The sequence below is a fragment of the Pseudomonas grimontii genome (assembly GCF_007858185.1).
Lineage (GTDB): Bacteria > Pseudomonadota > Gammaproteobacteria > Pseudomonadales > Pseudomonadaceae > Aquipseudomonas > Aquipseudomonas grimontii.
Map to the genome: position 1 here is coordinate 1 of NZ_VFES01000039.1, position 21,922 is coordinate 21,922.

Sequence of the window (21,922 nt, forward strand, 5' to 3'; positions counted from 1 at the left end):
TCAACCGAGGCGCGCATTCTACAGCAGCCTCATTTGCTGTCAAGTGATTATTTTCAGAAGCTTTCGAAGATTTCTTCAACAACTTCAACCACTTGCGCTTCCGATCTCTCGTTAGCGGGAGGCGAATAATACAGCATTGAATTACCTGGTCAACCCCTCTTCTGCAAAATCTTTTCCTTAACAAAGAACCCACACCGCGACGCAACGACGCCCGCCTTTAAAAGAAGCGCGTCGTTGCGTCTATATAGATAGAAGGTGTACTTGGCCAATAGGGGATGCGACTGCCAAGGATCACTCCGGTGTCCCCGTGAAGTCAGTCGACTCTTTGATACCGCAGGAGAGCCCGGTACGCATCGGGTCTTTGTTTTCACGCCCAGAACAGGGATCATCGCCCCCCCCCTAACCCCAGAGGAACCGACACCATGGAATTGACGCTGGAAGCTGTTGCGCTCTTTGCACTCAAGCTCGTGCATGAGGAGGACGGCGGCAGCCCGGTGTTGAGGGACGACCTGGTGATGGATAGGTATGAGCGGGAGGTGTTCGGGTTGCTGGTGCGACAGGGGGATCTGCCGGGAGTTCTGCTGAAGATAGACGAGTGTATGGCGCAGGCGCTGGTCGCTTTGGGTGGGGCCGATACGGTATTGGGACGTGAGCTGCAGCGGTTGTCTACCGACGTACAGCAAGCCTCAACGCTGGAGGAACTCAAGCCACTGCTCGCGACACTGAAGGACTACCTTAAAGCCATTCAGTAACGGACTCACCACAAGGACCTTCACATGATCGACTTCAACAACAAAGGCTTCTTCAAACTCAAGCAAAACAACGAATACGCCGAACGCGTCGCGGCCCTGCTGCTGGACGGCGAAGAAGTCATCGACGCCTACAAAGCCATGCGCGATGGCGTGGTCTTCACCACCAAACGCATCATCGCAGTGAACGTACAAGGCATAACAGGCAGCAAGAAGGACTTCACCTCGCTGCCGTACAAAAACATCGTCGCGTACTCGGTGGAAACGTCCGGGACGTTTGACCTGGATTCGGAACTGGAGATTTACTTTTCGTCGCTGGGAAAAGTGAAATTTGAATTCACCGGCAAGACCTCGATTGTGGAAATCTCCCGCTTGATCTCCAAGCACTTGCTGACTTGATCAGCGGGCATGCTTCAGGGGATCACAGATGACGCTGACTGGTCGTCATCCACGCTGTTGAACCGAGCCCGATTAATCTGCCACGGCAATGCCGGCTGCGAGCGGACTTTCTTGTGTTTGTCACGATTGAAGAGGTGCGGTTGCACCTCCAGAAACTGGTTAAAGTAAACCGCCGCTGACTACACACAACCTCGTCAAACAAGTGGAGAAAAACCATACTCAATAGCTGAAGTTTCCCACATCCGCCATCGAACAAAGCCAATTCCACCCCCTTTGCTCCATCTCGTAGGCTCACTCCCCCACACAAGGACGTGAGCCAGTCATGACTGAACGTGCGTACCCCATCACCGAAGATGAGCAACTCAAACGGCGAATCCTGACGCCGCAGCCATCGCGCGCGCCTTACTCACCGCCCATCGATTTGTTCAACCCACCCCCGGCCCCACCTCCCACGCCCGACAAACCTCCCGGCTGCACGTTCATCAAACCTTGCCAATTGCCCGATGGCCTCACTGACTACGCGCAACCCAGCGGTTACGTACCGCTGGAGCTGATCAAGGAATACGGCCATTTCAGCCTGCTGGGTGGGCGAGAGGTGGATGGTTGGGGCGCAGTTGCCTTGGGCAGGATCAGCGGTAGCGCACTTCCCGCTGGTTTGGGGCAGTTGGCGTTGCGTTCGTCGGCGTTGGAGGCGGCAGCTACTGCCGTCGGCTCAGTCGCCGGTGGCCTGCTGACCGGCTTGGTGGCGCTGGCTTGGCCGTCGGAGCTGGGTGATAGCGCGTTCTACAGCGAAGAACAGTTGCGTTCAATGCGAAAGGCGCGTTCGCAGATGCGCTTGCATGTCGAACAGCGCGAGGACGGCACACTCAAGGGGTATGGGTTTTACACCGGCAATAATCCTGATTGGCAAATGATTGATGTGGTGCAGTTCCAAAGCCGTGGCGATCAGTTTGTGGCGGATTTGGGTGAAGGTGTGGAGCTGATCTGGACGCCCGCCGTTGATCCAAGTGACACGCTGGGTATTCCGGCCTTGGAGGCTGCGCCGCAAGCGCCGGTGATCTGGATTTATCCGCCGACGGAGAAAGCAGCGCAGATTCTGGTGAACCCGATTTATCCGCCGGCGTATCGGGATTTTATCCTGGTGTTCCCGGTGGAGTCGGGGGTTCGGCCGCTGTATGGGGTGGTGAACGAGCCTAGGAAGGGGCTTAGGAATCCGGACCATGATTACTTTCCTGCACCAAAAACCGAAGACATCACTGGCTTCCCGGGTTTGATCGAACTCAAGAAGAAAAATAGAAAACGTAACGGTGGCGGACTACGTGAGCGCTGGAAAGACGCCAAAGGACGAAGGCTTTTTGAGTGGGACTCAGAAAAAGGCGAACTTGAAGTCTACAGGTACAGCGATGTGGAACACCTAGGCTCATTTGACCCCTATACCGGGGAACGACGGGGTCCTGCAAAAGATGAGCGGCGTATACAAAAATAAAATAGAGAGTTCGATATGGCTATGAAAGTACGGCTGGAATGGTTCAACAGGCAGACGGAAGTCCTGGAAGCAGACGAATACTCAGCGAACGTTGAGGACGGCAGCATTCTTGAAGCACTCGACTTACACGATGAGCCCCAAATTTATACAGGTGGATTCGATGTTCTTTCCAGCTGGATAAGAATTCTCCAGCCACATTTCCGGCACGAGATAACACCTGAGCTTTTCGACTACCAGATATCTTTTCATTACCAAGGTGCTTGGCCACCCTCTCATAAGCAGCCCAAGGTGAAGTCTTGATGCAATGAACCCAACCATGAAAAAGCCCCTCCTCTACCGCTCAGTCAACACCCGAACCCATGGCGTACGGCACGGGAGTTGCTGCGCTTACAGGTACGAACGAAACACCAAGACCGAAAAGAACACACTCTCAAACCGTGGTTCCATGCACAGCCATCAACGACACGGTTTTGATTACACCCCGCTATTTCGGTTTCTCCTATCCAAAGTCGGCCACCCATGGGATCAGGTTTTCAGCGAAGCCAAATCCCGCTTGGATCGCCCGGAGCCCGTATTCTGGATGGTTGCGCTACATGAAAGCGACAAGGACGAGTACGTGAGAACGGATGAGAACAGCTACTACAGCGGCTTATGGGTTGACGAGGCAGGCCTGCTGCAAAAGGTCAATCCACAGCTGACACCTGAGCAGATGGAGCCCTTTTGTGACTGCTGCACCCACACCTTCAACGGTGTGGTGTACACGCAGGCTCTACCGTGTACCCCATAAACACCGGGGCTATCAACCCGACTTACTCACACTATCGGCCCCTTCCACCAACACCCGTTTCCCCGGATCCGTAATATCAAACACCTGCTGCGCACACGCCGAGGGTTTGAACTGGAACTCCACCAGATACACCTTGCCCTTTTCAGGCTGGAAGCTACTTAACAGAGGCCCGCAAATGGCGTAGATGCCAGGGCGTGAGTCGGTGGACGAACTGGCAACGGTCAACTTCTTGCCAGGATCTGCCTGGATCTCCAACTGCGGGAAGCGCTTGAACCCAGCGCTGGCCACCGTCTGGTTGAGCTTTGCAATCCAGTTGAAGACGCGGCCTTCACCTGTATCCATCACCGTGCCCAGGGTTTCCATGCGTTCATCGGGGTCGCCTTCGCGGCGTATCGAGAACTCGACGGGAGCGGTGCCGCCGTAGGCTTTCATGATGACTTTGGCGTGCTCAGCATCGACAGCTACGGTTTTCTGGCGCAGCTGGATGCCGTCCTTGAGCAGGCTGGGCGATGAGTCGCGTTGGTTGGATTGGCAGGCGCACAGGGCCAGGGCGAGGGAGAGCAGTGCGATTCGCTTCACGGGAAGATGTCCTTATCAGGGTGACAGATGATGATGACTTGACCTGTGATTAAACAGAATGTTCCGTAGTGGAGCGACCGCGATGCAGGGGCTCGACAGCTTCCACAGTTGAGCAGTGATCACTTCAGGCCTCGTTAAACACCAACCGCGCGCACAACCCGCCCCGCTCGCGGTTATGCAACGCCAACCGGCTGCCGATCTTGCCCACGATCATCTCCACAATCGCCAGCCCCAGCCCTGCGCCATTGGCATTGCCACGGCTGTAGAACCGCTCGAACAAACGCCCCATTTCCGCCTCATCAATACCCGGCCCCTGGTCCTCCACGCTGAGGCAATGGGCGCCAATCACCACTTTTACTTCGCTGCCCGGCGGGGAGAAGTTGAGGGCGTTGGTCACCAGGTTTTGCAGGGCGATGGCCAGTGCCACGGGTTCGGTTTCGACCCAGCACTCTTCGTTCCCTTCCAGTACCAGTTCCACGCCTTTTTCCATGGCCAGCGGGGTCAGTTCCGCCAATTCTTCGCGCACTAACTCCGTCAACTGCACGCGACTGCGCACAGGGTTATTCAATTGCGGCTCTATGCGCGCCATGGTCAGCAGTTGGCTGCCGATGCGGGTCGCGCGGTCGACGCCGCTGACCAGGAAGTCCAGCGCTTCGCGCCGCTGGGTTTCGGTGCCGGCACTTTGGGCGTTTTGCGCATGGATGCGCAGGATTGCCAAAGGCGTGCGCAGTTCGTGGGCGGCGTCAGCGATGAAACGGCGCTCGCGCTCCAACAGGTCGTCAACTTGCACCAACAGGCGGTTGAGCGCGGTTTGCATGGGCTCCAGGTCGGTGGGCAGCGGCTTGAGGTGCAGCGGTTGCAAGGTGTCGGAGTTACGCCCGCGAATCGACAAGGCCATGGCGCGCAAGGGTTTGAGGCCCCAGCCGATCACCAGCCAGATCAACACAGTGAGCAGCGGCACGCCGATCAATGTGGGCCAGAGAGTGTGGCGCATGATTCGTTGGATCACGTCCTGGCGAATATCGTCGCGCTCGCCCACCCAGATTAGCAACCCCTGTTGCGGGTCGGCGAGGAGGAAGGCGCACCAGTCGTTGCCGTTGTCCATGATGTCGTGGGAGCCGAGGGTAGCCGGCGGTGCGGCCAACACTGGCGCCTCGGCGGAGCGTACGAGTAATTGGCCGTCGCTGCGCCACACCTGGAAGGTCAACCGCGTTTCATAAGGGTGGGCAACACCGTCTTCGCCGACACGGCTCATGGCCTGATCGAAGGCCTGGTACAGGCGGTCCCAGTCGGCTTCGCCAGGGTCGCGCTGGCGCAATACGCCTTGCAACAGGCGTGCGCTTTGGGCGAGTTGAGCGTCGTAGACTTCTTCGATTTCATGGTGGCTGTCGCGCAGCACCAGCCAGCTGATCAACGCGTCGCCCAACAGGATCAGCACCAGGACAGGGATGAGGATACGTGCACGCACGGAGGTCATGGTTTAAGCGCCAGTACATAGCCAACACCGCGCACCGTGCGGATCAGCTCGGTGGATAACTTTTTACGCAGGTTGTGGATCAACACTTCCAGGGTGTTGCTCTCGACCCGGTCCTGCCAGCCATACAACGCGCGGGACAGGCGCTCGCGGGTCACCACTTTGCCGGGGCGCACCATCAGTTGGTGCAGCAGTTGGTATTCCATGGGGGTGACGATGATGTCTTCATCCAGATACCGCACTTGCTGGGTGGCCGGGTCGAGGCTGACGCCGGCATGTTCCAACATCGGTTGCGCGCGGCCCTGGCTGCGGCGCAACAGGGCGCGCACGCGGGCCTTGAGTTCTTCCACATCGAAGGGTTTGACCAGGTAGTCGTCGGCGCCGGCGTCCAGACCGGCGATGCGCTCGGCGGTGCCATCGCGGGCGGTGAGGATCAGTACCGGCAGGTCGTGCTGCTCGGCGCGCAGTTGCTGCAACAGGTCCAGGCCATCAAGGCGCGGCAGGCCGAGGTCGAGCAGCAACAGATCAAAGCTTTCCGTGCGCAGGGCATGCAGGGCCGCAACGCCATCCTGCAGCCAATCCAGGGTGTAGCCTTCAACGCCCAATGCCACGCGAATCCCTTGGCCAAGGGCACGATCATCTTCGACAAGGAGTAGGCGCATAGCAAAATCTCTGTAGGAATCGGCGGCATCATGCCGGGTTCTGACCGAGGCTATTTCGGCAAAGATGTTACCGCGCGTTGCCAACTAAGGTTGCGCTAAGGTTGATTTTGCACTGTGAAATCTCCCACATCTGCTGAGAGCTTTTCCATGCGCAAAATTCTCCTGCTGTCCCTGATTGTCGCCAGTCCCCTGGCGGTCGCCGGCCCGCAATGCACCACCGCCGAGCGCTCGCAATGGCAAGACGAAAAAGCCTTCCAGGACAAGCTCAAGGCCGAAGGCTACGAGATCAGCAAGTTCAAGGTCACCGACGGCAACTGCTACGAGATCTACGGTTTCGACAAGGACAAGCGCAAGGTCGAGATCTACCACGATCCAGTCACCGGCAAGGCCGTGAAGACTGAGATCAAAGGCTGATGCCAGGCGAATCCCTGCGCCTGTGGGACCCGTTGGTGAGGCTGTTTCATCTGTCCATCGCCGGGGTCTTTGTCGCCAATTACTTCTTTAACGAAGCGGGCGACGACTGGCATGTCTGGCTGGGCTACTACGCCATGGCCTGGCTGCTGGTACGAACGGTGTGGGGATTCATCGGGCCGCGCAGTGCACGCTGGGCGGACTTCTGGCCGACCCCGAAACGCGTGAAAACCCACCTGCGTTCGCTGCTCAACCGCCGCCCGCACCATCGACTGGGCCATTCGCCCATCGGCGCGCTGGTGATGCTGTTGATGTTGCTGGCGTTGCTGACCATCGGCATCAGCGGCTTTTTGATGCAGGAAGTGGATGCCCTGTGGGGCGCCGATTGGCCCCTGCAAATCCACGAGACCGCCGCCAATGTGCTGCTGGGCCTGGTGTGCATCCATGTGCTGGCCGCGGTGTTTGAAAGTATCCAGGTGCGGGACAACCTGCCGTTATCCATGCTCACCGGTCGCAGGAAGCGCCTGCCGGATGAACGTGGGCAGTAATCCTTTTCTCGACAGGTCCTCTATGCGCTCCGCTTTTCTGATCTGCAGCCTGCTCGGCGTCTTCCTGGCCGCGTGGCTAAGCCACCCGCCCCATGTGCTGGCACCCTTTGCCCAAGTGGCGCCGAACACCTCGAAGGTGGCGACGGCCCCGCAATACACCAGCCGTTTTGTGTCTTCGCAACTCACGGACTTTGTGCACTCTTCCTCCGTCACCGCCCTGCCCGGCGGCGACTTGATGGCCGTGTGGTTTGCCGGTTCGCGTGAAGGCGCCGCCGATGTGCAGGTGCGCACCGCTCGCTTCGATGCGCGCAGCGGCGAATGGGGCACCGAGCAAGTGCTGGCCACGCGGGAAAGCACTCGCGACGGCACCCAGCGCTATATCCGCAAACTCGGCAACCCGGTGATCGCCCTGGGGCCGGATAAACGCCTGTGGATGTTTTATGTGTCGGTGTCGGTCGGCGGCTGGGCCACCAGTGCGATCAATGTGATGGTGTCGGATGACCTCGGCGCCAACTGGTCCGCGCCCCGGCAGTTGGTGACCTCTCCGTTTTTCAACATCAGTACGCTGGTGCGCGCAGCGCCGGTGTTCCACGCCGACGGCTCCATCGGCCTGCCGGTGTACCACGAGTTCATGGGCAAGTTTGCCGAGTACCTGTATTTGAGCCCCGACGGTGCGGTGATCGACAAATTCCGCATCAGCCGCGGCAAGAACTCCCTGCAACCGACCATCGTGCCGCTGGACGGCAAGCGCGCCGTGGCGATGTTGCGCTACGCCGGCGACACCCACCACCGCGTCCTGGCCAGCCGCACCGAAGACGCCGGGCAAACCTGGAGCGCGCCGTACCCGCTGGAACCGGCCAACCCCAATTCGTCGTTGGCGGCGGTGGGCACGGTAGATGACGGGTTACTCGTGGCCCTCAACGACCTGCAGGATGGCCGCTTCAAGCTCAGCCTCTACGGCACCGACGCCCAGCTCAGCCAATGGCGCACCGTGGTGCAACTGGATGAGTCACCCGACCCGCTCGGCCAGCCCTTCTCCCCCGAGGCCTATAAAGAAATCATCGGCGAAGGCTTCCGCGCGTCCAGTGGCGCCAAACGCCTGCCACTGGAACAGCGCTTTCTCAGCAATCTCGACTACCGCGTGTGCAAACCCCAAGGCTGCGATTTCGAATACGAGTACCCGTACTTCAGCCGCAGCCCGGACGGCATGTACCACTTGGTGTACTCGTGGAATAACACCTTTATCAAACATGTCAGCTTCAACGAAGCCTGGCTGGCGGAGCGTCTGTGATGGTTTCTCTGTGGCAGGCCCATTTGAGCTTTGTGCTGCTGGGCTTTGTGCTGTCAAGCACGCTCAGGTTTACCGCCCCCTGGCGGCCATGGCTGCTGCCGGTGCTGGTGGCGGTCAGTTTTATCCCGGTCAACGAGCTGCCGCTGGCGGCGTATGTGCGCAGCTTTACCGATGATTTGGCAATCAGCACATTGGTGTTGTTGGCGTGGGTCGTGCTCAGCCGCCTCGGCTTAGCGCAACCGCTCGCTCGTCGGCATCAGGTGCAGATGTTGCTGCTGTTTGGCCTGTTGAGCCTGGTGTTGTATCCGGCCACGTTGGGCCTGACCTACTTCGACCCGTACCGTTGGGGCTTCAACCCACGGCCGATGATCGTCCTGATGGCGGCAGCTGCACTGTTGATGCTGTGGCTGCGTAATACGCTGGCGGTGTGGATGTTGGCGATGGGTACGTTGGCTTTTGCATTACGGCTCAAGGCGTCGGAAAACTATTGGGATTATCTGGTCGACCCGCTGTTGACGGGCTACTGCGTGGTCGCTGGATTAATGCAACTAAAACTGTGGGAGGGGGCTTGTTCCCGATGGCAGCGTGTCAGTCAGTACATCCGGCACTGAACCACCCCCCTCGGAGCAAGCCCCGTCCCACATTGGATTTGTGTTGTTTTAAAGAGTGGGAAAATTGATGAGTGCGTTGCAATCACGCCGCCTGCGCTACGGCGTGGGCGCGATCGGGTTGGTGTTTGTGTTGCTGGCTGCGTTGCGGCTGGTATTTGTGCTGGGTTTTTCCGGCCTTGATTTGAACACCCCGGCGCTGCTGGAGACCCTGGGTATCGGCCTGCGTTTCGACCTGCGCCTGGCGGTGTTGATCCTGCTGCCGCTGGCCGTGCTCGCATGGCTGCCGCGCTGGAACCTCGCCACCCTGCCGGCCCTGCGCTGGCTGGCGCGCGGTTATCTGGTCATCGCACTAGCAGTGGTGGGGTTGGTGTACATCATCGACTTCGGCCACTACGCCTACCTCGGCGTGCGTATCAATGCGACGGTGCTGCGTTACCTGCAAGACGCGCAGATTTCCCAGCAGATGGTGTGGGAAACCTACCCGGTGCTGTGGATAACCGCCTGCTGGCTTTCGGCGGTGGCGCTTTGGGTCTGGGCGCTGGTCCGCCTGGAGCGGTTGACCCTGGATCGAGCGCCCACCGCCATCAGCAAGCCGGCACTGACAGTGGTGAGTGTGATGGGCGTCGTCGCGGTGCTGCTGGCCTTGCTCGGCCGCGTCGCCAACCTCAACCTGGAAAACCCGGTGCCCCTGCGCTGGAGCGATGCCTTCTTTTCCGGCAACAGCCAACTGGCCGCCGTGGGCCTGAACCCGGTGCTGTTTTTGTATGACACGCTCAAGGTCGGCCAATCGCAGTTCGATGAAGCCCAGGTCCGCAAGTATTACCCGCACGTCGCCCAGTACCTGGGCGTGGCCCAGCCCGATGCCCAATCACTGAACTTCACCCGCGAACAAGGCGTGCAGCCCTATCGACTGGCCGGCGAGCGCCCACCCAATGTGATTTTCGTGATGCTCGAATCCCTCGGCACCAGCGCCGTGGGTGCCTATGGCAACCCGCTCAACCCCACGCCGAACCTGGACAAACTGGCCACGCAAAGCTGGTTCTTCAAACACTTCTACGTCCCCGTCACCGGCACGGCGAAAACCGTGTGGGCCAGCATCACCGGCGTACCCGACGTCACCCGCCAGGAAACAGCCACGCGCAACCCGCTGATTACGCGCCAGCACACGTTGATCAATGCGTTCGAGGGCTACCAGAAGTTCTACATGATCGGCGGCAACGCCGGCTGGGCGAATATCAATGCACTGATCCGCCAGAGCATCGACGACGTGCAATTGTTCGAGGAGAGCAACTGGCAATCGCCACGGGTGGATGTGTGGGGTATTTCCGACCTGGACCTGTTCAAGGAAGCTGACGGGCTGTTAAGCGCGGTCCCCAAGGACCAGCCGTTCTTCGCCTATCTGCAAACCTCCGGCAACCATCGCCCCTTCACCATCCCCAAGCAGAACGATGGCTTCCAGGTAAGCCACGTGACACTGGAACAGGCCCAGGCCGCCGGCTCCCGCAGTGTCGAGCAGTACAACGCCGTGCGCCTGCTGGACTACAACATCGGCCGGTTGATGGACATCGCCAAGGCCGGCGGCTACTACGACAACAGCATTTTTGTGTTCTTCGGCGACCACAACACCCGTATCAGCCAGATCCCCCACATGGCGCCAGCCTTCGAGCAGTTGGGCCTGGAAAGTAATAATGTGCCGCTGCTCATCCACGCCCCCGGCCTTGAGCCTCGGGTGATCGACGAGGCGGTGGGCCTGGCCGACCTGCTGCCCACCGTGGCCGGCATGGCGGGCGTGCCGTTTCGCAATGGCGCGATGGGCCGGGACATCCAGCAACCGGCGCCGGAAGGCGAACGTGTGGTGCCGCTGGTATTGCGCGAAGGCACCTTCCCGATCATCGGCGGCGTGACCCAGGACTTCCTGCTGCAGATGCAGCACGACGGTAGCTCACCGACCCTGCATGACCTGGCGTCGCTCACCCCGCGTGACGATGTGAGTGCATACCACCCCGAGGAGTTTCAGCGTTTGCAGGCGTTGACCCGTGGGCTGCATGAGAGTGCGCGGTTGATGCTGTTCAGGAATGTGCGTGAGTAATCACTTGGGCTGGAACGTCTCAAGGTACGCCAGGATGTTGTCGATTTTTTCCGGGTCGCTGATGCCCCAGAAAATCATGCGCGTACCACTCACGACCTTTTTTGGCGCTTCGATGTAGGCCGCGAGCTTGTCGCGGGTCCAGACCACGCCGGAGTTTTTCATCGCGTCCGAATATTGATAGTCGGCGGTGGTGCCGGCGGGTCGGCCGATGATGCCGTTGAGCTCTGGGCCAAAGCCACCGCGCGCGCCTTCGCCGACGCTGTGGCAACCGCCGCAGGTTTTGCTGAAGAGTTTGCCGCCCGCCTCGGCATCACCGGCGGCGTAGGCCGAAGCATTGCTGAGGCTCAGCGCGAGGGTCAGTAAGAGGTACTTCATGGGGGACTCCACATCGGGTGTTGCCGGCGATTATGCCTGTTTGTCAGGAGCGCATGCCCATCCAGATCACCGCTTCGGTCCACGCCGTGACCACCGGCGTCAGCGCACGAAACCAGGGATCCTGCACATCGATCTGCGCAGCCGAGTGGTCGTGGTGGTGCTGTTCTTCCTCGACGATGGAGGCAATGGCCGCCACGGCCAGCGGGTCTATGTCGCGTAAAGCGTGAAGTTGATGAGCCAGGTGCTTGAGCACCACACTTTCCACGGCCACGGTGGTGGCAACGATAGCCTTGCGCCCGCATCCCCCGGTAAGCAGGCCCAGCACCAACCCGCCAAGGCCGCACAGCCAGTAGCTGCGGCAGCGTCGGTAGCCTCGCCGTTGCAACTCGGCCTGGAACACCGCGCGGTGGCGGCGCTCGTGGGAGAGGAATTCACGGAGCTCACCCACCATGCTGGGGGCAAACAACCGCGCCATAAACAGCTGGCCGCTGTAGATACAGATCGCGCCATGCTCACCGGCGTGGTCGACTTTGATCATGCGGTTGCCCAGGTTCGGGTCGATCAAGGGGGCAGCGCAAGTGTTCACGGTTGACGACCTTGTGCGAGGGCCACGGGGTTCGGGCCCGTCCTGATTGCAGAGCGCCGGTATCGTGCCGTACCACCGCGCAAATGCGCAACCTAGACCCTCGAATTGACCACCCATCGCTCCATACACATCCAATCGAACCTATCCAACTCCGCTCCACTCCACCCTACTGAACCCTGATGGTGGAGTAAGGATCATGGCTCAGCCATCGATTTTGGTATTGGAAGACGACGAGATCATTCGATCGTTAATGGTGGATGTGCTGGAGGATTTCGGCGCGACGGTGACATCTTTTCCTTCAGCCGATGAAGGGATGATTTACCTGGAGCGGGGCGACGATCCGGTGGATCTGATTGTCAGCGATGTGCAGATGCCGGGGTTGCTCAACGGCTATGACTTGAGCCGGGTAGTCGCGCACCGCTGGCCGTCGGTGCCGGTGCTGCTTACCTCCGGCAACGCCAGATTTGCGCAGCAATTGGGAGGCTCCGTGCGGTTCCTGCCCAAACCCTGGAGCACGGAGCATTTGCTTGAGTGCGTGCAAACGGCATTGACCCAGCAAGGATCGTCCATGCATTGATAGCGTCGCGACATCATTTATACCGAACTTCGCAGCAGGCCTTATGGTCACTTATTTAAGCAGGGAGCGACTTTTCTGATCCGCTGGTCAGCCTTTTCGCCTTGTGCGTTCAGCTGATGCTTATGTGTTGTGTAGAATCGTCGCCTTTTTCAGCGCGTCATTCATGGCCGAAAGGCCCACAGTTCGAGCTCATTGAATGCATTCACAGGCCCATGAAGGTGGTACACCCTCATTGCTGGAAGCGTTGCGCGCAGGCACTGGCCTATTGCATGTGACCTTGGAAAAACGCCTGCCGTTTTTTTCCGAGCACCTGGATGCCGTCTGGTACCAGCGCTTGATCCAGGCGTATTACGGGTTTTATGGGCCAATGGAAGCGGCGCTGTACGGCTGTAACTTCATCCCTGAAGGTTTTGACCAGGCACAGCGTGTGAAAACGCCGACCCTGTTGGATGATCTTCACGCCCTTGGCCTGGATGCCCCGGCGATCAATGCCTTGCCACACTGTGTACAACTGCCCTCTTTCGACACCCCCGCTGCCTGCCTCGGCGCCTTGTATGTATTGGAAGGCGCCACCTTGGGCGGCCAGGTATTACGTCGGGAAATGGCCCAGCGCCTGGACCTGGACGCCGATAACGGCGGTGCATTCCTCAATGTGTACGGTGCCGAGACTGGTCGGCGCTGGAAGGATTTTCTCGACTATCTGGGCCGCCTGCCGCTGGACGCGCCAGCCAAAGAGCGCGCGGTGAACGCGGCCCGTTCGACATTCAGCTGCTTTGAGCAATGGCTCGACAGCCAGGAGGTACTGCTATGAAACCCGACGATTTTGAAGAGCTGCTTGCCAACTGTGCCGACGAGCCCATCCGCTTTCCGGGGGCGATCCAACCCCACGGCGTGCTGCTGACGCTGTCGGAACCCGATCTGAACATCATTCAAGTCAGTGCCAACGTTGCCACCTTGTTCAACCGCGACCCCGAGTCGCTGCTGGGCCAGCCCCTGCACACGCTGGTGGGTGCCGAACACGCCCAGGCTGTACAGGCCATGGCTGAACACAATAGCTTTTTTGATGCGCCGCCGTTGCACGTCACGTTCAACGGCGCCGAGTTCGACGGCCTGTTGCACCGCCATCAGGACGTGCTGGTGCTGGAGTTCGAGCCGCGGCTCAAAGACTTCCGACCGCGGGCGCTGAAGGGTCGCGCCAGTGACTTGGGCAAGATGCTGCAACGGTTGCAGGCTGCGAAAACCCTGCAGGCGCTGTACGAAATCAGCGTGACTGAAATCCAGGCCATGACCGGTTACGACCGGGTGTTGATCTATCGCTTCGAAGAAGAAGGCCACGGCCAGGTGATCGCGGAAGCGTCGGCACCGTCCATGGAGCTGTTCAACGGGCTGTTCTTCCCTGCGTCCGACATCCCGGAGCAGGCCCGCGAGCTGTATCGCACCAACTGGCTGCGCATTATTCCGAATGCTGCCTACGAGCCGGTGCCACTGCTGCCCAAGTTGCGCCCGGACACCGGCGAGCCGCTGGATTTGAGCTTCGCCACCCTGCGCAGCGTATCGCCGATTCACTGCCAGTACATGCAAAACATGGGCGTGCTGTCGTCCATGAGCATCTCGCTGATGAAGGGTGACAAGCTCTGGGGCCTGATCAGCTGCGGCAACCGTGAACCGCTGCTGGTGCCCAACGAATTGCGCATCGCCTGCCAGACCATCGGCCAAGTGCTGTCATTGCAGATCAGCGCCATGGAAGCCCTGGACCTGAGCCGCCAGCGTGAAGAGAAAGTCGAGGCCTTGGCCAAGCTTGATCAGGCGATGAAGGCCTCGCAAGCAAGCGTGTTCGACGGACTGGCCCAGCAAGGCCAGCTGCTGATGGACCTGACCTTGTCCGGCGGCGTGGCGATCATCGAAGACAAACAATTGCACCGCTACGGCAACTGCCCGGAACCAGCGCAGATCCGCGCATTGCACAAGTGGCTGCAAGACCGCGGCGAGTCGGTGTTTTCCAGCCATAACCTGGTGTCGGTCTACCCGCCGGCCGCCGAGTTCCAACAGGTGGCCAGTGGGGTATTGGCGATGAGCCTGCCAAAGCCTGTGGATAACGGTGTGCTGTGGTTCCGCCCGGAAGTGAAAGAGAACATCAATTGGAGCGGCGACCCGAACAAACCGCTGGCCCTGGAAAACTCCGAGGCCGGCCTGCGCCTGCGCCCACGCACCTCGTTTGAAATCTGGAAAGTGGAAATGGCCGGTATCTCCACCAAGTGGAGCCATGGCGACCGCTTTGCCGCCAACGACCTGCGCCGCTCGGCCCTGGAAAACGACCTGGCCCGCCAGGTGCTGCGCGAGCAACAGGCCGTGCGCGCCCGCGATGAACTGGTAGCGGTGGTATCCCACGACCTGCGCAACCCGATGACCGTCATCTCGATGTTGTGCGGCATGATGCAAAAAGCCTTCAGCTCCGACGGCCCACACACCTCGCGGCGAATTTCCTCGGCCATCGACACCATGCAACAGGCCGCCGGGCGCATGAACGTGTTACTGGAAGATCTGCTCGACACCTCCAAGATCGAGGCCGGGCGCTATGTAGTGAGACCAGTGGCATTGGACGTCAGCCAAATGTTCGAAGAAGCCTATGCCCTGCTCTCGCCGCTGGCGATGGAAAAAGGCATCGACCTGTCGTTCAACGCCGAGCCTGGCCTGCAGATAAACGGCGACCCGGAGCGGCTGTTCCAGGTGCTGTCGAACCTGATCGGCAACGCCATCAAGTTCACCCCGCGCCAGGGCAATATCGGCATCAGTGCGATGAGCAATGGTGAAGATATCGTGTTTTCGGTGCGTGACTCCGGCGAAGGTATTGCGCCTGACCAACTGCCGCATGTGTTTGATCGTTATTGGACCCAGGCCGAAAACAACCCCACCGGCAGTGGCCTGGGGCTGTATATCACCCAGGGGATTGTCCAGGCCCATGGCGGCAAGATCGTGGCCGAGAGTGAAGTGGGCCGTGGCAGCGAGTTCCGGTTTACGGTGCCGAAGGTGATTGAGGACTCATATACCTGAGCGCCCGTAGTGGATGGCGTTGCTGGTCGGCATCTTCGATTAATTCACCGCGCAGGCGCAGGCGGGCCACTCACCGACAGCCTGCAAAAGCTGCCGGATTACTACAGCGCATTACGTAACGTAGTCGCGCAAAACCGAGCGGCTTTTGTGCTCGAAGGCAGGCACGGCATGACCTCGCCTGAAGCTGATGAGTGTGCCAAAGGCAGCGGTGATGATTTTTGAGGGGGAATACACACCGCCGTCATCATTTGCAGCGAGGCGTTTATAGTTCAACCCCTTGCCTCTCTGTAGGTTTGACTGCGCTTCACTATTCACGGTGAAGTTTCTAGCTCACAGAAGGAATTCTCTATGTTTGGTTCCATCCATCGCACGATGAATAACGATAACGCAGTGAATGTGCTGCAACAATCCGAGCTGCACCAGCGCCAGAAGAGCGACGTCGAACCGAATCGGAAGCAGTCGTCCACCATCGAATTTGGCGGCCCGGCGGCCAGCGATGGGCGCAAGAATCAGAGCACGCTGGATAGCCTTGGAGGAACCCTGCTTTAACACCTAACAAAGGGCAGCCCAATCGGGCTGCCCTTTGTTAGGTGTTAACAAAACACTGACATTCAGTGCGCTAACCTCGCTGTTTTTTATAGAGCCAGGAGTCCCTGCCTGCATGTCACCCCTCGATACTTTGCCCACCGTCCTGGCCGGTCCGTTGCTGCGCCGCCTGGAGCCCCGGCGCCTGGTACTGTGGCTGGTAGGCAGCCAGGCACTGGCGCTGACCCTGAGACTGCACATCCCCGGGCAGAACCGCGATATCCCGCTGAATCGGGGCCAATGCGAAATCGTCCCGGTAGGCCGCCACGCCTTTATTCATTTGATCGACGTGCCGCTGGACGACGCCCTGCCCCAGGACGTGGTCATCGGCTATGACCTGCTGATCGACGACACGGGCATCGCCGAATGGGCGCCGCACCTGGTGTATGCCAACGCCCACTGCCCGAGCTTTGTCCTGCATAGCCGCATCCATCAGTTGGTGCATGGCTCCTGCCGCAAACCGCATCACCCGGCAGGCGAAGGCTTGCTGTGTGTCGACCGCCTGCTGGCGGAAGCACACACACCCGCCCAACGCCCGGCGCTGCTGATGATGAGCGGTGATCAGGTGTATGCAGACGATGTCGCCGGGCCCATGCTGCGGGCGATCCATGCGCTGATCGCACGCTTGGGCCTGTTCGATGAATACCTGGAAGGCGCAGTCGTGGACGACAGCGCCAGCCTCTACGGGCATCGCGCCAGCTATTACCATCGCGCCGACCTGCTGCCCGCGCTGGACAGCAACGAAACCCTGCGCGAGCGATTTTTTGGTGGTGTGAAAAAGCCGATTTTCACCAGCAGCACCGCCGACAACCATTTGGTGACCTTCGCCGAAGTGATGGCGATGTACCTGCTGGTCTGGTCACCGACACCCTGGGGCCTTATCAACCCGCAACCACCGGTGTTGAGTACCGACGAACAACAGCGCTATCACCGCGAACAGGTGCAGATCGACCTCTTCTGCAAAGGCCTGCCAGGCGTTGCGCGGGTCTTCGCCCATCTGTCCACGTTGATGATTTTTGACGATCACGACATCACCGACGACTGGAACCTCAGCGCTCAATGGGAAGAAACCGCCTACGGCCATCCCTTCTCCAAACGCATCATCGGTAACGCCCTGCTGGCGTACCTGCTGTGCCAAGGCTGGGGTAATAACCCGGACGCCTTTGATGAGCTGGTGAGCCAAACCCGGACGCTCACTGCCCAGGCCCAGGCCGATCACCTCGACGCGAGCGCGCAGGATGAACTGCTCGAAGCGCTGCTGAAATTTCAGCAATGGCATTACGTACTGCCCACCACGCCCGCCCTGGTGGTGCTCGACACCCGTACCCGGCGCTGGCGCAGCGAGTTCACCCTCAAGCAACCGTCCGGCCTGCTGGACTGGGAAGCCTTGAGCGAACTGCAACAGGAACTGCTCGACCACCCCTCGGCCATCATCGTCTCCCCCGCGCCGATCTTTGGCGTCAAGCTGATCGAGACCGTGCAGAAAATCTTCAGTTGGTGCGGCCACCCTTTGCTGGTGGACGCGGAAAACTGGATGGCCCATCGCGGCGCGGCCCAGGTGATCCTCAACATCTTTCGCCACTCGCGCACACCCGGTAACTACGTGGTCCTCTCAGGCGATGTGCACTACTCGTTCGTCTATGAAGTGCTGATCCGCCATCGCAACGCCGGGCCCAGGATCTGGCAGATCACCAGCAGCGGCATCAAGAACGAATTCCCACCGCGATTGCTGGAATGGTTCGACCGCCTCAACCGCTGGCTGTACTCGCCGCGTTCGCCCCTCAACTGGTTTACTCGCCGCCGCACCATGCAAGTGATACCGCATATTCCGGAGCATGCCGAAGCGGGTGAGCGGTTGTGGAATTCGGCGGGAATTGGCCAGGTGTTTTTCAATGAACACGGCCAGCCGGAAGCGATTTACCAACACAACGCCGATGGGAAAGCGCGTACGAGGATGACGGCGCCGAAGAAATAGCCTATTGCCACCTTTCTATGGCCGGCCATCCGCCCTATTCAAAGCGCACAAGCCCCGTTGTACAGTAGCTCCAGCCACGGAGTATCGGCGTCAACAGGGCTGGCACTGAATGCCGGCCCGGGCAAGGAGCGCGTAGATGGACGATACCTCCGGCGACAGCACACTGAAGAGTGATTTCTCTCACCTCAACGCCGACATGCTGCATACCGTGCTGGAGCTGGTCAGCGACGGAATCTGGGACTGGAACGCCAATACCGGGTTCGTCTACCGCAACCCAGGCTGGTACGAAATGCTCGGCTACCCCCGCCACTCCCTGGAAAACAGCGTGTTCACCTGGGAGACCGTCATCCACCCGGAAGACTACCCCCAAGTGATGACGCTGTTTGATGACTACATCAACCGTCGCGCCCCCCATTATCAAGTCGAATACCGTTGCCGCAAAAAAGATGGCAGCTACCTGTGGATCGAAGACCGGGGCTACGTGATTGCACGTAACGCCGACGGCTCGGTGGCGCGGATGGTGGGCGCCCATCGCGATATTCATACACGCAAGTGCTCCGTCGAACAGCTGGAGCGGCGCAACCAATCCCTTGAGGCGCTGGTGGCCGAGCGCACGCGCGAGTTGTCACGGGTCAACCAGCAGTTGCAATTGCAACTGGACGAAAACCGCTCCCTGGCCGAACGGGATGCCCTGACCCTCGTAGCCAACCGCTATCGCCTGGAAAAAGCCCTGCTGGAAGAGTGCGACCGGGCCCAGCGTTTTCGCCTGCCGCTGGCATTGATCGCGATGGATATCGATGACTTCAAGCCGATCAATGACCGACACGGTCACGGCGTGGGCGACCAGACCCTGGTGCAGGTCGTGGAATGCCTGGAAAGTTGCCTTCGCCCAGGCGACCTGCTGGCCCGGTGGGGCGGCGATGAGTTCATGGTGGTCCTGCCCAAGAGCTCGCTGGAAACCGCTACGCAATTGGCCGAGAACATCTGCCAAACGATGCGCAAGATGCCGCTGCGCGATGACCTGCCCGTTACCCTGAGCCTGGGGGTGGCCGAGCGCCGTATGGATGAATCCCCTGCCGCCCTGATGGCGCGTGCCGATCAGGCGTTATATCGCGCCAAGGCGGCGGGGAAAGATGGGGTGTCAGCGTAAGCCAAGCCTGTCAGCGCACCGGCGGCGCGTACTGGATGCCGCCGTTGTTCCACAGGGCATTGAGGCCGCGCTTGATCTTCAACACGCTGCCCTGGCCGATGTTGCGTTCGAACACCTCACCGTAGTTGCCCACCTGCTTGACGATCTGCACCACCCAATCCTTGCGCAGCTTCAGGTCCTTGCCGTACTCGCCATCGGCGCCCAGCAGTCGCGCAACATCCGGATTTTTCGTGGTCTTGGCCTGCTCTTCGACGTTCTGCGAGGTGATGCCCATTTCCTCGGCGTTGAGCATCGCAAACAGGGTCCACTTGACGATGCTGAACCACTCGTCATCGCCCTTGCGCACCAGCGGCCCCAGCGGCTCCTTGGAAATCACTTCCGGCAATACCACAAACTCATCCGGGTGGGCCATCTTGATCCGTTGGGCATACAGCCCCGACTGGTCAGTGGTGAGCACATCGCAACGCCCGGCTTCAAGGCCCTTGGCGCTTTCGTCGGCGGTGTCGAAGGTGATCGGCGTGAACTTCATGCCATGGGTACGGAAATAGTCGGAAACGTTGAGTTCGGTGGTGGTGCCGGCCTGGATACACACGGTTGCGCCGTCCAATTGCCTGGCGGCCGTGACTCCCAGCTTGCTGTTCACCAGAAAACCGATGCCGTCATAGTAGGTCACGCCCGTGAACACCAGGCCCATGCCCGAGTCGCGGGAGCTGGTCCAGGTGGTGTTGCGCGAAATCACATCGATTTCGCCGGACTGCAGGGCGGTGAAACGCTCCTTGGCAGTCAATTGGGTGAATTTCACTTTGGATGCATCACCGAATACGGCGGCCGCAACGGCATGGCACACGTCCACATCGATGCCGGTCATCTTGCCCTGGCTGTCAGGCACGCCAAAACCGGGCAACCCGTCGCTGACCCCACACTGGATAAAACCTTTCTTCTGGATTGCGTCGAGGGTCGAACCGGCGTGCGCGCTGCCGGCCAGGCCAAAGGTGGCGGCGGCACTGATCATGGCCAAGGTCATTTTGAATCGGTTCATGCGAGGCTCTCCCTGTCGTTTCTTGTTATTCGGCGCCACACAGCCCGCGCCTGTTTCTGATGCTGCCGGGGGAGTATCGACGGGTTTGCCGCGTTGCCACAAACGACCTTTTGGCAACAGCTCCTTCCGATTTGGAATGACCCGGCGACTTTATTTCGTTTGCGGCAGGGCCTGGCCCACGGCTTAGATAAAAACACGCCCGCCACTGCCGAGTCCGAGATTCATGAGCCGCGAAACCATCAGCCAGTCGATTTCCATCGTTCACCCCATCAGCCTCAGCCATGGCAGGAACGCCGAGGTCTGGGACGCCACGGGCAAACGCTATATCGATTTTGTCGGCGGGATCGGCGTGCTCAACCTTGGCCATTGCCACCCGGGCGTGGTGGCGGCGATTCGTGAACAGGCGACGAAGTTGACCCACTATGCGTTCAACGCCGCGCCCCACACGCCCTACATCGAACTGATGGACCGCCTGACCAGGTTTATCCCGGTGGACTACCCCGTCAGCGGCATGCTCACCAACAGCGGCGCAGAAGCTGCAGAAAACGCCTTGAAGATCGTCCGCGGCGCCACCGGCCGCACGGCGGTGATCGCGTTTGACGGTGCCTTCCACGGCCGCACCCTGGCCACCCTCAATCTCAATGGCAAGGTGGCGCCCTACAAACAAAAGGTCGGCGTACTGCCCGGCCCGGTGTATCACCTGCCCTACCCCAGCGCCGATAACGGCGTGAGCTGCGCTGAAGCGCTCAAAGCCATGGACCGCTTGTTCAGCGTGGAAATCGACGTCAATGACGTCGCCTGTTTCATCATCGAGCCGGTGCAGGGCGAAGCAGGTTTCCTCGCCTTGGATATCGAGTTCGCCCAGGCGTTGCGACGCTTGTGCGATGAGAAAAACATTCTGCTGATTGCCGACGAAATCCAATCCGGCTTCGGTCGCACCGGCCAGCGTTTCGCCTTCTCACGCCTGGGCATCGAACCGGATTTGATCCTGCTGGGCAAAAGCATCGCCGGCGGCGTGCCGCTGGGTGCGGTGGTCGGGCGCAAGGCATTGATGGACAACCTGCCCAAAGGCGGGTTGGGCGGCACGTATTCCGGCAACCCCATCGCCTGCGCAGCGGCGCTGGCCACCCTCGATGCAATGACCGATGAGCATTTGCAGGCCTGGGGCTCGCAGCACGAAGAAGCGATCGTAGGCCGCTATGAAGCCTGGCGTTCGCAGCACCTGTCGCCGTACCTGGGCCGCCTGACCGGCGTCGGTGCCATGCGCGGCATCGAACTGACCAGCCCCGACGGCACGCCCGCCCCACAGCAACTGACCCAATTGCTGAGCCTGGCGCGGGATGCCGGGTTGCTGCTGATGCCCAGTGGTAAGTCGCGGCATATCATTCGGCTGCTGGCACCGTTGACCATTGAGCCTGCGGTGCTGGAAGAAGGACTGGATATTCTCCAGGCGTGCCTCCAGCAGTTGGTTTAACCCCCCGCATCCGCCGGTCGGCAG

23 protein-coding genes and 1 pseudogene are annotated in these 21,922 nt (G+C 60.0%); 18 read left to right on the forward strand and 6 right to left on the reverse strand.

Annotated features, from left to right (window positions below; all coding sequences use genetic code 11):
• Positions 1–422: 422 nt before the first annotated feature.
• The 5 genes from FIV39_RS31880 (at position 423) to FIV39_RS31900 (ending at position 3,421) form a co-directional block, all read left to right on the forward strand.
• Complete coding sequence (locus tag FIV39_RS31880) at positions 423–752, forward strand: hypothetical protein (RefSeq protein WP_027607589.1); 330 nt, start codon at positions 423–425, stop codon at positions 750–752.
• Between the two features lie 24 nt (positions 753–776).
• Complete coding sequence (locus FIV39_RS31885) at positions 777–1,148, forward strand: PH domain-containing protein (protein ID WP_065926020.1); 372 nt, start codon at positions 777–779, stop codon at positions 1,146–1,148.
• 322 nt (positions 1,149–1,470) lie between these two features.
• The gene (locus FIV39_RS31890; protein WP_090400692.1) at positions 1,471–2,634 is read left to right on the forward strand and encodes an S-type pyocin domain-containing protein; all 1,164 of its coding nucleotides are present in this window, start codon (positions 1,471–1,473) and stop codon (positions 2,632–2,634) included.
• A gap of 15 nt (positions 2,635–2,649) precedes the next feature.
• Positions 2,650–2,934: a colicin E3-like toxin immunity protein gene (locus tag FIV39_RS31895; protein ID WP_090400693.1), complete on the forward strand. Its 285-nt coding sequence runs from the start codon at positions 2,650–2,652 to the stop codon at positions 2,932–2,934.
• A gap of 16 nt (positions 2,935–2,950) precedes the next feature.
• On the forward strand, positions 2,951–3,421 hold the full coding sequence (locus FIV39_RS31900; protein ID WP_090400694.1) for a hypothetical protein: 471 nt from the start codon (positions 2,951–2,953) through the stop codon (positions 3,419–3,421).
• A 12-nt stretch (positions 3,422–3,433) separates the two neighbouring features.
• Here FIV39_RS31900 and FIV39_RS31905 read toward each other — a convergent pair whose 3' ends face one another.
• The 3 genes from FIV39_RS31905 to FIV39_RS31915 form a co-directional block, all read right to left on the reverse strand.
• Positions 3,434–4,000: a hypothetical protein gene (locus tag FIV39_RS31905; protein WP_090400695.1), complete on the reverse strand. Its 567-nt coding sequence runs from the start codon at positions 3,998–4,000 to the stop codon at positions 3,434–3,436.
• Positions 4,001–4,124: 124 nt separating this feature from the next.
• Complete coding sequence (locus tag FIV39_RS31910) at positions 4,125–5,477, reverse strand: sensor histidine kinase (protein ID WP_090400696.1); 1,353 nt, start codon at positions 5,475–5,477, stop codon at positions 4,125–4,127.
• Positions 5,474–6,136, reverse strand: coding sequence for a response regulator (locus tag FIV39_RS31915; RefSeq protein ID WP_053132130.1), 663 nt, complete (start codon positions 6,134–6,136; stop codon positions 5,474–5,476). The genes FIV39_RS31910 and FIV39_RS31915 overlap by 4 nt, the downstream gene beginning before the upstream one ends.
• A gap of 147 nt (positions 6,137–6,283) precedes the next feature.
• Here FIV39_RS31915 and FIV39_RS31920 point away from each other — a divergent pair, with 147 nt between their 5' ends.
• The 5 genes from FIV39_RS31920 to FIV39_RS31940 all read left to right on the forward strand — a co-directional run bounded on the left by FIV39_RS31920 (position 6,284) and on the right by FIV39_RS31940 (position 11,086).
• Positions 6,284–6,550: a PepSY domain-containing protein gene (locus FIV39_RS31920; RefSeq protein ID WP_090400697.1), complete on the forward strand. Its 267-nt coding sequence runs from the start codon at positions 6,284–6,286 to the stop codon at positions 6,548–6,550.
• Positions 6,550–7,095 (forward strand): cytochrome b/b6 domain-containing protein, encoded by a 546-nt coding sequence (locus tag FIV39_RS31925; RefSeq protein ID WP_090400698.1) that lies wholly within the window; start codon positions 6,550–6,552, stop codon positions 7,093–7,095. Before FIV39_RS31920 ends, FIV39_RS31925 begins: the two co-directional genes overlap by 1 nt.
• 22 nt (positions 7,096–7,117) lie before the next feature.
• Complete coding sequence (locus tag FIV39_RS31930) at positions 7,118–8,386, forward strand: sialidase family protein (RefSeq protein WP_090400699.1); 1,269 nt, start codon at positions 7,118–7,120, stop codon at positions 8,384–8,386.
• Entirely contained in the window at positions 8,386–8,997 is a 612-nt protein-coding gene (locus FIV39_RS31935; protein WP_090400700.1) for a hypothetical protein, read from the forward strand. The genes FIV39_RS31930 and FIV39_RS31935 overlap by 1 nt, the downstream gene beginning before the upstream one ends.
• Positions 8,998–9,064: 67 nt before the next feature.
• Entirely contained in the window at positions 9,065–11,086 is a 2,022-nt protein-coding gene (locus tag FIV39_RS31940) for an LTA synthase family protein (RefSeq protein ID WP_090400701.1), read from the forward strand.
• On the opposite strand, the gene FIV39_RS31945 is transcribed toward FIV39_RS31940, so the two are convergent.
• Together FIV39_RS31945 and FIV39_RS31950 are read right to left on the reverse strand one after the other, a co-directional pair.
• On the reverse strand, positions 11,087–11,461 hold the full coding sequence (locus FIV39_RS31945; RefSeq protein WP_090400702.1) for a c-type cytochrome: 375 nt from the start codon (positions 11,459–11,461) through the stop codon (positions 11,087–11,089).
• A 43-nt stretch (positions 11,462–11,504) separates the two neighbouring features.
• Entirely contained in the window at positions 11,505–12,047 is a 543-nt protein-coding gene (locus FIV39_RS31950) for a demethoxyubiquinone hydroxylase family protein (protein ID WP_244176223.1), read from the reverse strand.
• A gap of 196 nt (positions 12,048–12,243) precedes the next feature.
• Here FIV39_RS31950 and FIV39_RS31955 point away from each other — a divergent pair, with 196 nt between their 5' ends.
• The 7 genes and pseudogenes from FIV39_RS31955 to FIV39_RS31985 all read left to right on the forward strand — a co-directional run bounded on the left by FIV39_RS31955 (position 12,244) and on the right by FIV39_RS31985 (position 19,385).
• On the forward strand, positions 12,244–12,624 hold the full coding sequence (locus FIV39_RS31955) for a response regulator (protein ID WP_090400703.1): 381 nt from the start codon (positions 12,244–12,246) through the stop codon (positions 12,622–12,624).
• Positions 12,625–12,820: 196 nt separating this feature from the next.
• Positions 12,821–13,435: a biliverdin-producing heme oxygenase gene (locus FIV39_RS31960; RefSeq protein WP_090400704.1), complete on the forward strand. Its 615-nt coding sequence runs from the start codon at positions 12,821–12,823 to the stop codon at positions 13,433–13,435.
• Positions 13,432–15,675, forward strand: coding sequence for an ATP-binding protein (locus FIV39_RS31965; protein WP_090400705.1), 2,244 nt, complete (start codon positions 13,432–13,434; stop codon positions 15,673–15,675). The genes FIV39_RS31960 and FIV39_RS31965 overlap by 4 nt, the downstream gene beginning before the upstream one ends.
• 66 nt (positions 15,676–15,741) lie before the next feature.
• Positions 15,742–15,897, forward strand: a pseudogene (locus tag FIV39_RS31970) (MlaA family lipoprotein); the annotation flags it as partial.
• A gap of 126 nt (positions 15,898–16,023) precedes the next feature.
• Complete coding sequence (locus tag FIV39_RS31975; RefSeq protein WP_090400706.1) at positions 16,024–16,224, forward strand: hypothetical protein; 201 nt, start codon at positions 16,024–16,026, stop codon at positions 16,222–16,224.
• A gap of 112 nt (positions 16,225–16,336) precedes the next feature.
• Positions 16,337–18,235, forward strand: a complete 1,899-nt coding sequence (locus tag FIV39_RS31980; RefSeq protein ID WP_090400707.1) for an alkaline phosphatase D family protein — start codon at positions 16,337–16,339, stop codon at positions 18,233–18,235.
• Positions 18,236–18,371: 136 nt separating this feature from the next.
• On the forward strand, positions 18,372–19,385 hold the full coding sequence (locus tag FIV39_RS31985; RefSeq protein WP_090400708.1) for a diguanylate cyclase domain-containing protein: 1,014 nt from the start codon (positions 18,372–18,374) through the stop codon (positions 19,383–19,385).
• A 10-nt stretch (positions 19,386–19,395) separates the two neighbouring features.
• Here FIV39_RS31985 and FIV39_RS31990 read toward each other — a convergent pair whose 3' ends face one another.
• Positions 19,396–20,424: an amino acid ABC transporter substrate-binding protein gene (locus FIV39_RS31990; RefSeq protein WP_090400709.1), complete on the reverse strand. Its 1,029-nt coding sequence runs from the start codon at positions 20,422–20,424 to the stop codon at positions 19,396–19,398.
• Positions 20,425–20,647: 223 nt separating this feature from the next.
• Here FIV39_RS31990 and FIV39_RS31995 point away from each other — a divergent pair, with 223 nt between their 5' ends.
• On the forward strand, positions 20,648–21,898 hold the full coding sequence (locus tag FIV39_RS31995; RefSeq protein ID WP_090400710.1) for a 2-aminoadipate transaminase: 1,251 nt from the start codon (positions 20,648–20,650) through the stop codon (positions 21,896–21,898).
• The last annotated feature ends 24 nt before the right edge of the window (positions 21,899–21,922 follow it).

Excerpts from the sequence above, each read along its gene's own strand:
- FIV39_RS31960 (WP_090400704.1), top strand. The coding sequence starts at position 12,821 with ATGCATTCACAGGCCCATGAAGGTGGTACACCCTCATTGCTGGAAGCG.
- FIV39_RS31965 (WP_090400705.1), top strand. The coding sequence starts at position 13,432 with ATGAAACCCGACGATTTTGAAGAGCTGCTTGCCAACTGTGCCGACGAG.
- FIV39_RS31995 (WP_090400710.1), top strand. The coding sequence starts at position 20,648 with ATGAGCCGCGAAACCATCAGCCAGTCGATTTCCATCGTTCACCCCATC.
- FIV39_RS31925 (WP_090400698.1), top strand. The coding sequence starts at position 6,550 with ATGCCAGGCGAATCCCTGCGCCTGTGGGACCCGTTGGTGAGGCTGTTT.
- FIV39_RS31885 (WP_065926020.1), top strand. The coding sequence starts at position 777 with ATGATCGACTTCAACAACAAAGGCTTCTTCAAACTCAAGCAAAACAAC.
- FIV39_RS31945 (WP_090400702.1), bottom strand. The coding sequence starts at position 11,461 with ATGAAGTACCTCTTACTGACCCTCGCGCTGAGCCTCAGCAATGCTTCG.
- FIV39_RS31895 (WP_090400693.1), top strand. The coding sequence starts at position 2,650 with ATGGCTATGAAAGTACGGCTGGAATGGTTCAACAGGCAGACGGAAGTC.
- FIV39_RS31940 (WP_090400701.1), top strand. The coding sequence starts at position 9,065 with ATGAGTGCGTTGCAATCACGCCGCCTGCGCTACGGCGTGGGCGCGATC.
- FIV39_RS31900 (WP_090400694.1), top strand. The coding sequence starts at position 2,951 with ATGAAAAAGCCCCTCCTCTACCGCTCAGTCAACACCCGAACCCATGGC.
- FIV39_RS31955 (WP_090400703.1), top strand. The coding sequence starts at position 12,244 with ATGGCTCAGCCATCGATTTTGGTATTGGAAGACGACGAGATCATTCGA.
- FIV39_RS31975 (WP_090400706.1), top strand. The coding sequence starts at position 16,024 with ATGTTTGGTTCCATCCATCGCACGATGAATAACGATAACGCAGTGAAT.
- FIV39_RS31915 (WP_053132130.1), bottom strand. The coding sequence starts at position 6,136 with ATGCGCCTACTCCTTGTCGAAGATGATCGTGCCCTTGGCCAAGGGATT.
- FIV39_RS31930 (WP_090400699.1), top strand. The coding sequence starts at position 7,118 with ATGCGCTCCGCTTTTCTGATCTGCAGCCTGCTCGGCGTCTTCCTGGCC.
- FIV39_RS31980 (WP_090400707.1), top strand. The coding sequence starts at position 16,337 with ATGTCACCCCTCGATACTTTGCCCACCGTCCTGGCCGGTCCGTTGCTG.
- FIV39_RS31990 (WP_090400709.1), bottom strand. The coding sequence starts at position 20,424 with ATGAACCGATTCAAAATGACCTTGGCCATGATCAGTGCCGCCGCCACC.
- FIV39_RS31985 (WP_090400708.1), top strand. The coding sequence starts at position 18,372 with ATGGACGATACCTCCGGCGACAGCACACTGAAGAGTGATTTCTCTCAC.
- FIV39_RS31890 (WP_090400692.1), top strand. The coding sequence starts at position 1,471 with ATGACTGAACGTGCGTACCCCATCACCGAAGATGAGCAACTCAAACGG.
- FIV39_RS31920 (WP_090400697.1), top strand. The coding sequence starts at position 6,284 with ATGCGCAAAATTCTCCTGCTGTCCCTGATTGTCGCCAGTCCCCTGGCG.
- FIV39_RS31910 (WP_090400696.1), bottom strand. The coding sequence starts at position 5,477 with ATGACCTCCGTGCGTGCACGTATCCTCATCCCTGTCCTGGTGCTGATC.
- FIV39_RS31935 (WP_090400700.1), top strand. The coding sequence starts at position 8,386 with ATGGTTTCTCTGTGGCAGGCCCATTTGAGCTTTGTGCTGCTGGGCTTT.
- FIV39_RS31880 (WP_027607589.1), top strand. The coding sequence starts at position 423 with ATGGAATTGACGCTGGAAGCTGTTGCGCTCTTTGCACTCAAGCTCGTG.